Origin of the sequence: Haloechinothrix aidingensis, assembly GCF_013450155.1 — a bacterium.
Lineage (GTDB): Bacteria > Actinomycetota > Actinomycetes > Mycobacteriales > Pseudonocardiaceae > Haloechinothrix > Haloechinothrix aidingensis.
Genome location: NZ_JACCKD010000004.1, coordinates 374023 through 386181, shown reverse-complemented (window position 1 = coordinate 386181; position 12159 = coordinate 374023). Strand labels below are relative to the sequence as shown.

11 protein-coding genes are annotated in these 12159 nt (G+C 68.5%); 10 read left to right on the top strand and 1 reads right to left on the bottom strand.

Annotated features, from left to right (window positions below; all coding sequences use genetic code 11):
• Positions 1–7: 7 nt before the first annotated feature.
• A complete protein-coding gene (locus H0B56_RS13245; protein WP_180893326.1) occupies positions 8–1471 on the top strand; it encodes an aldehyde dehydrogenase family protein in 1464 nt (487 codons plus the stop codon).
• A 56-nt stretch (positions 1472–1527) separates the two neighbouring features.
• On the opposite strand, the gene H0B56_RS13240 is transcribed toward H0B56_RS13245, so the two are convergent.
• A complete protein-coding gene (locus H0B56_RS13240) occupies positions 1528–2175 on the bottom strand; it encodes a TetR/AcrR family transcriptional regulator (RefSeq protein ID WP_343063880.1) in 648 nt (215 codons plus the stop codon).
• A 250-nt stretch (positions 2176–2425) separates the two neighbouring features.
• Here H0B56_RS13240 and H0B56_RS13235 point away from each other — a divergent pair, with 250 nt between their 5' ends.
• The 9 genes from H0B56_RS13235 (at position 2426) to H0B56_RS13195 (ending at position 12152) form a co-directional block, all read left to right on the top strand.
• Positions 2426–3121, top strand: a complete 696-nt coding sequence (locus tag H0B56_RS13235) for a transporter (RefSeq protein ID WP_180893325.1) — start codon at positions 2426–2428, stop codon at positions 3119–3121.
• A gap of 27 nt (positions 3122–3148) precedes the next feature.
• Positions 3149–4528, top strand: coding sequence for an NAD(P)/FAD-dependent oxidoreductase (locus H0B56_RS13230; RefSeq protein WP_180893324.1), 1380 nt, complete (start codon positions 3149–3151; stop codon positions 4526–4528).
• 625 nt (positions 4529–5153) lie between these two features.
• On the top strand, positions 5154–5585 hold the full coding sequence (locus H0B56_RS13225) for a hypothetical protein (protein WP_180893323.1): 432 nt from the start codon (positions 5154–5156) through the stop codon (positions 5583–5585).
• Entirely contained in the window at positions 5582–6442 is an 861-nt protein-coding gene (locus H0B56_RS13220) for an MlaE family ABC transporter permease (protein WP_180893322.1), read from the top strand. Before H0B56_RS13225 ends, H0B56_RS13220 begins: the two co-directional genes overlap by 4 nt.
• A gap of 12 nt (positions 6443–6454) precedes the next feature.
• Positions 6455–7333 (top strand): ABC transporter permease, encoded by an 879-nt coding sequence (locus H0B56_RS13215; protein ID WP_180893321.1) that lies wholly within the window; start codon positions 6455–6457, stop codon positions 7331–7333.
• Positions 7334–7437: 104 nt separating this feature from the next.
• Positions 7438–8226 carry an ABC transporter ATP-binding protein gene (locus H0B56_RS13210; protein WP_180893548.1) on the top strand — a complete coding sequence of 263 codons (789 nt, stop codon included), beginning with the start codon at positions 7438–7440 and terminating at the stop codon, positions 8224–8226.
• A gap of 4 nt (positions 8227–8230) precedes the next feature.
• Positions 8231–9460, top strand: a complete 1230-nt coding sequence (locus H0B56_RS13205) for an MlaD family protein (protein ID WP_180893320.1) — start codon at positions 8231–8233, stop codon at positions 9458–9460.
• The gene (locus H0B56_RS13200) at positions 9457–10863 is read left to right on the top strand and encodes an MlaD family protein (protein WP_180893319.1); all 1407 of its coding nucleotides are present in this window, start codon (positions 9457–9459) and stop codon (positions 10861–10863) included. Before H0B56_RS13205 ends, H0B56_RS13200 begins: the two co-directional genes overlap by 4 nt.
• Positions 10863–12152: an MlaD family protein gene (locus tag H0B56_RS13195; RefSeq protein WP_180893318.1), complete on the top strand. Its 1290-nt coding sequence runs from the start codon at positions 10863–10865 to the stop codon at positions 12150–12152. Before H0B56_RS13200 ends, H0B56_RS13195 begins: the two co-directional genes overlap by 1 nt.
• The last annotated feature ends 7 nt before the right edge of the window (positions 12153–12159 follow it).

Sequence of the window (12159 nt, the reverse complement as noted above, 5' to 3'; positions counted from 1 at the left end):
GAGCTCCATGGCGAGCAAGGAGATCACGATGCCCCGGCCGGTGAACTACATCGCCGGCGAGTGGAGCGAATGCGAGACGGTCCATGACGCGTGGAACGTCGACCCCAACACGCGCGAACCCGTCCACCGCATGGTCACCACCGCACCCGACGATCTGGAGCGCGCGCTGCGGCACGCGGAGCTCGGGTACGACATCGGCCGCTGGGACTCCGGCGCCCGGCGTGAGCGCGCCGACATGCTCGAGCGCGCCGCCGGGATCATCGAGACCCGCGCCGAGGACATCGCACGGACGGACTCGCTGACCAGCGGCACGCCCATCAGTGTCACGCGCAAGGTCGCGGCGTTCCTGCCGGCGAGGATCCGGGCGGCGGCGTCGGACCTGGTGAACATTCCGCGCGTCACCGCGCTGGCGGCCGGCGGCCGCGACGTCCGCCTCTACAAGGTGCCGTGGGGGCCCGCGGCGATCCTCACGCCGTGGAACGGTCCGAGCTTCATCCCCGCCGCCAAGATCGCCAGCGCGATAGCGGCGGGCTGTCCCGTCATACTCAAGCCCTCGGAGCACGCGTCCAGCAGCGCGCAGATCATCGTCGAGTGCCTCGTCCAGGCGGGCCTGCCCAGCGGTGCGCTGCAGCTGGTGCACGGCACCGGCGACGTCGGCGCCACGCTGACCGCCGACTCGCGCATCAAGATCGTCTCGTTCACCGGCGGACCCGGTGCGGGCCGCGCCATCGCACGGGCCGCCGCTGAGGATTTCAAGGTTTTGCAGCTGGAGCTCGGCGGCAACAATCCGGCGCTCGTGTTGGACGATGCCGACCTCGACGTCGCCGCCGACGGCATCCTCGACGGCATGACCAAGCTCAACGGCCAGTGGTGTGAGGGGCCGGGCAAGATCCTCGCTCATCGCAGCCTGGTCGACCCGCTTCTCGAGGCGTTGACCGAGCGGATCGCCAAGCTCGTCATCGGGCACTCGCTGGACGAGGACGCCGAGATCGGCCCGGTCTCCAATGCGCCGCACTTCCAGACCCTGCAGAGCAGGATCGACGGGCTGCGTGAGCTGGGATCGACCATCCGCCAGCCCGCCCAGTTGCCCGAGCTCGACGGCTTCTTCCTGTCGCCGACTGTCGCCGCGGGCGCCGACCCCGCTGCGGCCACCGCCGAGCTGTTCGGTCCGGTCGTCTCGCTGCACGCCGTTGACTCCGACGAAGAGGCGCTGCGCGTCGCGAACGCCAACCCTTCCGGCCTCGACGCCTACGTGTTCGGCGCCGACACCGATCGGGCGATCGACGTCGGCTCCCGCATCCTGTCCGGCGAGGTACGCGTCAACGGTGCCAAGCTCGCCGACCTCGGGGACGACTCGGCGCAGAGCTTCTGGGGTCCGGCCGGCATCGGCGGCCACGGACCAGCGGAGTCGGTACGCGTCTTCTGCGGCGACCGGGTCGTCGGCGTCGACTCGCCCGACCTGCCGCTGTGACAACACCACACACGATTGGTGACAGGCCCGACCCCCGGGCCTGTCACCGGAGGTGATCACACTGTGGCGGGCGTAGATCCGAGCCGAACCGCGAGCCAGCTCTGGAGCACGGACTCGGTGATCGCCATCTGCTCCGTCGCGGCGGACCGATCCTCGTAGGTCAACCAGTTCAGGGCGAAACCGTCGGCCAAGGTGGCGATGACATAGGCGATCTGATCGATGGTTTCCGGTTCGACCGCGTGGTCCGCGGAGGCGCCGCGAAGCGCGGCGCGCACCGACTTGAGGGCTTGGTCGTACACCGCCATGCCGCGGTCTCCGTGTTGCCGCCGTGCCCAGCTGATGAGATCCAGTGTCGCGGCGGTGAAGCTGGGTGACTCGAGGTAGCACTCCATGATTCCGCGCAGGGTACGGCGAGCTGTCTCCACCAGGGTGGAGTGCGGATCGCTGTCTTCGACGACATCGCGGTACCTGCCTGCGACGAACTCGTAGACATCGGCGAAGAGGTCCTCCTTGGAGTCATAGCAGTAGTGCAGCATCGCCAGGTTCGCCTGGGCCTGGTCGGCGATCCGTCGGGTCGTCGCTCCGTCGATGCCGTAGGTCGCGATGACTTCGATGGCGGCGTTGACGAAGTCGCTACGCCGCTGCGCGGCGGAGATCCGTGGCACGAAATCCTCCCGGTGCAAGGCGTCCACGTAGTTGGACACTTGATTAAGTCAACGTCCAGCCTAGCACTGTGAGCGCGAGTGGCCGCTGATACGGGCGGGAATATTCTTAGTCAAATATCTTAGTCAGACATCTTGAACGAATGACCAACTATCCGTTAACCTATGAGCCGGATCACGAAGCCGGCGCGGCGCCGCTCCGGCGTGGGCGGAGGTCGGTTGGCAGACCGGAAAGACCTCGGAAAGAACGCCGCCTTCACCCGCGAAGGCACGACCCGAAGGAATCGATGACATGAAGGACCTGCTCTTCATGCTGGCCGATCTCTGGATGATCTTCGCCGGCTTCTACTTCGGATGGCTCTTCATCCGGCGCTACCACAACTACTTGCTGGGCCTGGAATGGATGGTCGTCGCCACGTCGGGCTCGAACTTCCTGTTCTGGGCCCTCCTCGGCGAAGACGAGGAGGGCTTCCTGTACGACATCGCGTACTTCCTCGACGCCTTCTCGCGGTCCATCGGCATCACCCTCATCCTCGTCCTGGGCCTGATGCGGGTGACGCACCGGTACAGGCCGAGCGTCAAGGTTGAGGTCGGCGTGTTCGCACTGGCCATCATCGCTGGGCTGTACCTCCAACAGTTCCGCGCAGGGGAGCTTCATGTCGGCCCGGCAACGTTCTACGTCGTGGTCAACGTGCTCACCACGTTGTTCCTGGCGTACTTCGTGTGGCGGCTGTGGAAGATTCGTGCCTACGGCCTCGCCGTCTTCGCGGGCCTGGCGACAGCGGCCGCCTCGGCGATCGCGATCACCTACGACTTCTTCCCGCTGCCGTTCGATGACGAGCACCGAACGATTTTCTACACCGCCGCAATGGCCACCTGGGGAACACAGCTGTTCGTGTACTTCCTCGCCTACCGCGCTGTGCACAACCACAACGTGGCGACAGGCAGGGAACCGTCGTCACACGAGCCCGCCGTTGTTCGGGCCTGAGCAGAGCGCCTCGCGAGGAGTAATCAGATGAAGACCGACAACGTCGAGTACACCACCTTCAGCGGCTGGGTCGATCCGCCCGTGGACGTCCTGCCTGCGCTGGCCGGCGACCTCACCTGCGATGTCGTGGTCATCGGCGGCGGTATCAACGGCATGTCGACGGCGCTACGGCTGACCGAACGCGGTCAGGACGTGGTGCTGCTGGAGGCGGAGTTCTGCGGACACGGATCCAGCTCCCGCAACGCCGGGCAGTTGGCGGGTGCGCCTGGCGGTGACCTCCAGCTGATCAACCTGTTCCACCGGAAGAAGATGCCCGGCATGATCCGGCTCGCCGAGCACGCCGCGCACCACGTCGAGGACTTCATCACCAAGCACGACATCGACTGCGACTACGAACCGACCGGCAACACCTTCGCGGCGGTGTCGCGAGGCCAGATGGGCCGGGCTCGCCGGGTGGCCAAGATAATCGAACGCGCCGGCGGCCACGTCGAGGTGGGCACGAGCGAGGAGCTCGGGATTCCGCGCGGATTCGTCGGCGGGATGCGCGAGGTGGTCGGCGGAATCATGAACCCCGGCAAGTTCACCATGGGGATGCGCCGGGTACTGGTCGACTCGTCCGCGCGGGTCTTCGAGCAGACGAAGGTCACCGACGTGACACGCGAGCGCGGTCAGGTAGTTCTCGCCACGCCGCGGGGTCAGGTGCGGGCGAACAAGGTGGTGCTGGCAACCAACGCCTTCGCCGGCGAGTGGGACATCACTCCTCCACGTCTGTCTGTGCCCATCTGGATCATCGAGATGGAGACCGAGCCGATCGACCCCGACCGCCTGGCCGCACTGGGATGGACCAGCAGGTCGGGGCTCGTGACGCAGCACGCCATCATGGAGAACTACCGCGTGACTCCGCGCAACACCATCGTGTTCGGTGTCCGTCGGCTCGAGCGAGGCACGACCTATCCACTCCCGCAGAAGACGCCCGACCCCGCGCTCGTCGAGGAACTCGCACACGCGTTCTCGACGCGATTCCCGGCCTTGGCGGACGTCGCTGTGGAGCGGACGTGGGGCGGATGGATCGCGATCACGTCGTCCTGGCTTCCGCTCGCCGGGCAGATCGACGCCAACGTTTTCTACTCGATCGCGTGCAACGGTCACGGTCTCGCGCAGGCCCCGTACGTCGGAACCCTCATCGCCGACCTGGTCGTCGATGGTGAGCGCCACGAGGATCTGGAGACCCTGTGGACCGAGAAGCCCACGTTTCCTCGTCCGATGATGATGGGCCGATTAGGACTCCGAACCATCTGGGCCGTCGACCGTTTCAACGATCTGGTCAACGGAAGCAGGCGCAACGCCCGGCGAGGAGCGCAGAAGACCACGGGACCGACGACCGCGCAGTACGACCTCTGGAGGTAGGCATGGGTGCCGCGGTGGTTGTCGACGGGTTGACCGAGTCCGTCGGCAGCTCGATTAAGACACGTGACCGGGTCCGGCGAGACGCGCCGGGCGTACCCCCGCCCTGTCGTGTGTCCGAACCTGGCCCGTCGGGGACAGGACCTGGCCCGCACGTCGGTGTTCCACAGCGAAGGCCGCGTGGTCTACTACACGCCATCAGTAGAGCACGGCGATCGTGCCGGACGCACGGTTGTGAATGTGTGGGAAGCGAAGGAGACCGGGTTGCCTCGTCGCATACCGTTCCGGCCTCGTGGTCGCGGGCCCTGTGCGGCCGGTAACCGCGAGGCGGGACGGGGGTCGCGGGGCGTTTGTGCTCGCGGCACGAATACAGCCTGAATATTCGGTCCGGCCGCCTATTACCCGGCTCACGTTCCCGCTCCTACGCTCGGCCGACCGCCGAGGGTTCGCGTGCCTGCGTAAGGCGCAACACGCCGCGCTACGCAGGGGACGCAGAGGATGCGCCAGGCAGGAACGAAGGTCGGATGACACCTGTGGACAGGGACGAGCGATCGCAGGCGGTGCACAGGGAAGCGCATCGCCTGCCCGGTGCACGAGCAGTGTGTGCAGAGTTAAGGAGCCAGTCGACGTGAACGTAACGGGTGCGTCACACCGCCCGGCTCGCCGCGAGTCAGGGGCGAGTCCTGAACCCATCGACGTCGCATCCATCGTGCGAGGTGCCTCCACCGCATTCACCATCCTGGTCATCGGTGGCCTGATGACCGTGGTCGTGGCGGGTGCGGTACCGGTGCTGGGTTACGTATGGCTGCCGGTTGTCGCGGCGGTCGCCTTCGCGGTAGCGGGCTGGCGTGCGACGACACCGTCCAGCCCTGTGCTGCAGGGAGCACTGGCCGCGCTGGGCGGTTACCTGCTGGCGTTGCCCCTCGTGCTGTTCGGGACCGGGGAGATCGACCCCGTACAGGTCTCGTCGACAGTGCTGACGGCGGTGGTGGTCGGGACAGCGGCGGTCCTGCTCCGGCGGTTCGATTACCGGCGTCGTGCGCGAGGAGCCGCATCATGACCGAGAGTACGAAACGCACCGAGCACACTGGACATTCCTCGCGAGCGGCGCGGAACCGTGCGAGCTCGAAATGGTCGGCGACCGTCCAGTCGCCGGTGGTGGAGGCCGGTGAGATCGTGCGCTTCGGTGCGCGTGTCGTCGGTTCGGCTGTGCGGCACCCCCGCGGGTACTGGGGCGAGGTGCGCGACCAGATGTACGAGATCGTCAAGCTGTGCTGGATCCCGCTGGTGATCTCGACGGTCGCGTTCGGTTACGGTGCTCCCGGTCTGCAGGGGTTGAACCTGTTCAGCCTGTTCGGGATACCGGAGCGGCTCGGCTCGTTCTTCGTCATGGCCAGCGTGCGCGAGTTCGCGCCGTGGATCAACGCCATGGTGGTGGCCGGTGTCGTCGGTACCGCGATCACGGCGGACCTGGGCGCGCGCAGGATCCGTGAGGAGATCGACGCCACGCAGGTGCTGGGTATCGACCCGATCCGCACGCTGATCGTGCCGCGCGTGGTGGCGTTGACGCTGATGACGGGGTTGCTGGTGTTGCCGGCGCTCGCGTTCGGTGTCGTGGGCGGTTACATCGCTGCCGTGCATGTCGGCGGTGCGAATCCGAGCGTGTTCGTGGACAACTTCTTCGTCAACGCCACGACCACCGACATGTGGGGCACGGTCGTCAAGTGCGGGCTGTTCGGGCTGATCGTGGGCGTGGTGTGCTCGTACAAGGGGTACCGGGCCAGTGGGGGGCCGATCGGTGTGGGGCGCGCCGTGAACCAGGGAGTCGTGATCGCGTTCGTGGCGATCTGGATCTTCAATGCCGTGTACACGACGATCCTGCTCGGGCTGAACCCGGATATGCAGGTCTTCCGGTAGGGGGCGGGCGCGATGAGTATCGACGAACCGAACCGCGGCGAGGGCCGCACCGGGGCCGCCAGGGCGCAGGTCCCCCAGCCGGAGGACGTGCGGGTGACCGTCAGCGGCACCGTGGACAAGGTCCGGCAGGCGATCGGTACCGGCGGCGAGATCGCGCGGTTCGCGATCCGGACCCTGCGTGCGCTGCCCGATCTGCGGCATCACACCAGCGAGGTGTTCCACCAGACGGGGATCCTGATCCTGTCGACCGGGTTGATCCTGTGGCTGATGCAGTTCGTGATCGGCTACCAGTGCGGTCTGGAAGCCAAGTACGTGCTCGACCAGATCGGTGCGCCGCTGTACTCGGGGGTGTTCAACGCCTGGTGCGCGATCCGGGAGATGGCGCCCTACATGTGGGGCTACATCGTGGCGGCCAAGATCGGCTGCGGGCTCGTGGCGGAGATCGGGTCGATGCGGATCTCCGAGGAGATCGACGCGATGGAGGTCATGGGGGTCAGGTCGCTGAGCTACCTGGTCGGGACCCGCGTGGTGGCCGCGTGGATCGCGATCCCGTTCCTCTACACCGTCGGTCTCGGGGTGATGTACGTCGGCGAGTACCTGGTGACGGTGGTGATGCTGGGCGGGGTCTCCGCGGGCGGGTACTCCTACATCTTCTGGCTGTACCAGACCCCGAGCGACTTCGTGTTCTCCATGCTCAAGGTCATGGCGATGAGCACGGCGATCGTGTTCGTGGGCTGCTACTACGGCTACCACGCCCGCGGCGGCCCGGTCGGGGTCGGCAAGAACACCGCGAAGTCGATGATGCTGAACATGGTCCTGATCCACATCATCGGGTTCTCCGGCACCGCCCTGTTCTGGGGTGCCGCCCCCAACGCGCCGATAGCGAACTGAGCATGTCCGGCCGCAAAGACGATTTCGAGGAGCTGACCGTGAGCGAGCAACCAGCCGCGCAGATCGACGTCGCCGACAGCGCCCGCGTGTCGGGCGAGGTGGCCATGACCAAGAGCGGCCGCCTGCTCAACGGCAACGGCGAGCACACCATGGCGGTATCGGACCTGCACAAGTCCTTCGGCGACACTGCTGTGCTGCGCGGGGTGAGTCTGGACTTCGCTGACGAGGCTGTGACGACCATTCTCGGCCCGTCCGGGACCGGTAAGAGTGTGTTGATCAAGCACCTTGTCGGGCTGCTGGAACCGGATGCCGGTGAGGTGCGGGTCTTCGGGCAGGACATCTGGAGTATCAGCGAGGCCGAGCGCTACGAGATCCGCAAGCGGTTCGGGGTGCTGTTCCAGGACGGCGCATTGTTCGGGTCGATGAACATCTACGACAACGTGGCGTTCCCGCTGCGTAAGCACACCGACATGACCGAGGATGCCATCGCCGAGGCGGTGATGCCCGCGATGCAGGAGGTGGGGCTGGAAGCGGCGCTGTCGCGCTACCCGCCGGAGATCTCCGGGGGAATGCGCAAGCGGGCCGGGTTCGCGCGGGCGCTGGTGACCAATCCGGACATCGTGCTGTTCGACGAGCCGGACTCGGGGCTGGACCCGGTGCGTACCAGCCTGCTGTGCGACCTGATCCTGCAGGTGCATCGCGAGCACGGCGGCACCTACCTGCTGGTCACCCACGACATCAGCACGGCGAAGAAGGTCAGCGACTACGTGGGGCTGATCTGGAAGGGCGAGGTCGTGCACTACAGCGGAGCCGAGGAGGCCTTCGCCTCCCAGGACCCGTTCGTGCGGCAGTTCCTCGCCGGGGACTCGGCCGGACCGTTGGGAATGGACTGAGCATATGCGTGGACTCGCGATAGCCGGTGTGGTGGCGGTCGCGGCCGCCGCGGGAACGGCCGCGGTGGCGGCAGGCGACGACGGCTACGAGGTGGACGTGGTGCTGCCGTCGGCGACCAACCTGATTCCCGGTGGGGACGTGCTTGTCGAGGGGCACGAGGCCGGAACGATCGCCGACATCACCCCGGATGAGGGCCAGGCACGGGTCAGCCTCGCGATGGATGAGGAGTTCGCGCCGCTGCATTCGGGGGCGGTGGCCACGGTCGAGTGGCGGGCGGTGCTCGGTGAGCGCAGGGTGGCCATCGAGGACGGCCCTGACGACGGCGCGGAGATCCCGAGCGGGGGCATGCTCGAGGGCGCGATGCCGCAGCCGATGGAGATCGACCAGGTGCTCGCGGCGCTGGACGAACCCACCAGGCAGCGGGTCAACGACCTGCTGCACTCGCTGCAGGGCACCCTGGATGACAACGAGGCCCCGCTCAACGACACCCTGCGTTCCTCGGGCCCGGCGCTGGAGGCGCTCGGCGAGGTGCTGCGGGGCCTCGGCACCGACGGACCGGCGATCGAGCAGCTGGCGATCCGGCTCGAGGAGCTGACCGGCACGCTCGCGCAGCGCGAGGGCCAGGTCACCGACATCGTGGACGGCCTGTCGGCGATGTCCGAGGACGTGGCCGCGCAGCAGGAGGAGCTCGGCACCAGCCTGGACCGGTTGCCGGGCACGCTGCGGCAGGCCAGGTCGACCCTGGAGCGCCTACCGGGCACCGTGGACGAGACCGTCCCGCTGCTTGAGGACCTCGAGCCCGCGACCTCGCGGTTGCCCGGGGTGGCCGAGAAACTGCGCCCGGTGTTGCGCGACCTGCGCCCGCTGGCAGGCGAGCTGGGCCCGACACTGGACTCGGCAGAGGTCCTGCTGCAGGACACTCCCGGACTGCTGGACAGTGCCGGAGCCGTGCTGCCACGAGCCACCTCGGCGGTGTCCGATGTGCAGCCCGCGCTGGAGTTCCTGCGCCCCTATACCCCTGAGCTGGCCGGGCTGGTGTCCAACTGGAACTCCGCGCTGGGCAACTACAACGAGCAGGGCCGGTTCGGGCGTATTCAGGCCACGTTCGGCACGCCGAGCGCCAACGTCAATCCGGGCGCCGAGCTTCCGGGGATGTCGGTGAACGAGCGGCCGCGCCCGGGTGAGCCGGTGGGTCAACCGTGGACCGACGCCAGTGGGAGTGGGATGCGATGAGTGGCCTGACACGCGCGATCGGACGGGTGCGGCAGCGCGCCTCGGCGCGGGCGGTGGCGGTCGCCGCCGCAGGCGCTCTCGGCCTGACCGCAGGCGTCACGGGGATGGCGCACGAGACCGATGGTGGTGACCACCTGCTGCTGACCGCCGAGTTCGCCGACGCCAGCCCGCTGCTGAGTGGCAGCGAGGTGCAGGCGCACGGGGTCAGCGTGGGTGAGGTCGCCGGTATCGAGGTCGGTGACGACGACACCGCGCGCGTCGGGGTGCGGCTGGGCAGCGCCGCGTTGCCGGTGCACCGCGATGCCCGGCTGACCGTGCGCGCGGTGAGCCTGCTCGGTGAGCGCTACCTCGAGCTCGACCGGGGTGACCCGTCCGAACCGGTGTTGCGGCACGGGGCGACGATCCCTGTGGAGCAGACCGGGCAGGCGGTCGACCTCGATGAGGTGCTCAACACCATCGACGAGCCCACGGGGGAGGGGCTGGCCGCGCTGGCCACCGTGCTGGGTGAGGGTATGCGCGGCAACGGCGCCAACGTCGACGAGACGATCCGGGTACTGGCCGACGCGATGGACGACACCGGTGAGCTGGCAGGCGTGCTCGCCGAGCACAACGAGCTGCTGTCCCGCATGATCGACAACGTGCGGCCGGTTGCCGCGTCGCTGGCCGAGGACGAGGGAAAGACCCTGGACGGGCTGCTGGAGTCGACCCTGCAGCTGACGGACGCGGCCTCGTCCCGGCAGGAGGAGCTGCAGGAGTCGGTATCCGAGCTGCCGGCGACGCTGGAGCAGACCGAGGCGAGCCTGGAGCGGCTGAACGCGGCCGCGAACGAGACCACCCCGACCCTGGAAGAGGTCCGTCCCGTTACCGAGGACCTCGAGGTGATCAGCAAGGAGATCTCCTCGTTCGCCGAGACGGCGGAACCGGCACTGGCCAGCACCGAGCCGGTCCTGGATCGGGCGGTCGAGTTGCTGGATGAGGCCGGGCCGGTCGCCGAGGAGCTGCGCGAGGCAGGTCCGGACCTGCGATCGGTGGCCGCTGATGCGGAGCCGGTCGTGACCGAGCTGGCGAACGACTTCGACGAGGTGCTCGACTTCGTGCGCAACTGGGCGCTGACCACCAACGGGCATGACGGGCTGTCGCACTACTTCCGCGCGCACCTGGTCCTGGATCCGACCGAGTTCACCGGGCCGGACCTGGGCCTGCTCGGCAGCGAGGAGGCGGCCGAGGGTGACGAGGCAGGCGAGCAGGGCGATGCCCTCGAGGATGCCGGAGACCTGGCGGAGGAGGTGCCCGGCGGGCTGCTGGAGCCGTCCGGCGACGGCGAGAACGACGGCAGCGCCACAGGGCTGAGCCAGGAGCAGGAGCGCGGAGCGCTGGACTTTCTGGTCGGAGGTGAGCAGTGATGAGACGCGCGGTGCGTGAGCGCAGGCGCTCGCTGGCGCTCGGTACGGTCGCGATCCTGCTGCTGGTCGGTAGCGCGTTCTTCGCCGTCAACGCCCAGCACGGGATGCCGGGGACGACCGAGCTGTCGGTGCGGGCGGCGTTCTCCGATGTCGGGTCGCTGCGCGTGGGTGACGACGTCCGGATCAGCGGCGTGCGGGTCGGGCGGGTGGCCGGTATCGAGGTCGGGGACCAGCGGGCCCTCGTCGACCTCGCGCTGACCGACGTGGACACGGTCTACCGCAACGCCGAGGCGGCCACCGCCTCGGTCGGGGCGCGCTCGTCGCTGGGCCAGCGGTACGTCTCGCTCAACCCGGGGACGCCGGACGCCGGTGAGCTGGGCGATGACGAGGTCCTCGAGGCCGCCGAGACCGCGGGAGCGCAGGAGCTGACCGAGCTGTTCGACGTCTTCGACGAGCCGACCCGCGATGCGCTCGGCTCCTCGCTGCGCGAGGTCGGTGGCGGCATGGCCGGGCACAGCGCCGACGTGCACGACGCGCTGCAGGCCCTGCCCGCGGCCCTGCCGGACATCGCCGCGATCTCGCGCTCCCTGACCGCCGACGGCGGGAGCGACACCGTGGCCATGCTCTCGGCGGCGGACTCGCTGTCCGCGCGGTTCGCCGAGAACCACCGGCAGCTGGCCGACCTGACCGCCCAGCTGGACGAGACGCTGGCGGCGCTGGCTGTCGACAAGGGGCAGCCGCTGGCCCGGACGCTGGAGAGCGCACCGGGTACGATGCGCGCGGCACGCTCTGCTTTGTCCGCACTGGACGGTCCGCTGGCCGACACCGAGCACGCGATGGCCGCGTTGCGGCCGGGCGCGACCGCCCTTGCCGAGGCGACCCCGGACGTGCGCGGCGTGCTGCGGGAGAGCAGGCAGCCGCTCGGCACGTTGCCGGGAGTGGCCGAGCAGGCCGAACCCGCCGTCGAGGACCTCACCGGGGTGTTCGCCGACGCGCGCCCGGTGGCGCCGCAGCTGACCTCGGCGGTGTCGGACCTGCGCGACCCGCTGCAGGTGCTCGAGCCCTACGCGCCACAGGTGCCCGGCTGGTTCACGGGCATGAAGCGGGTGCTGTCCGACGGGGACCAGAACGGCAACTGGCTGCGGTTCGCGATCGTCGGCGAGGCGCAAAGTGTCAGCGGCGCCGCGGATCCGGTCCTGGAGGACCCGACGGTGGCCCGGGACCCGTACCCGGAACCGGGCGAGGCCGATGTCCGCAAGCAGCCGGTCCTGCCGGAATCGGGGGAGTGAGGTGAGT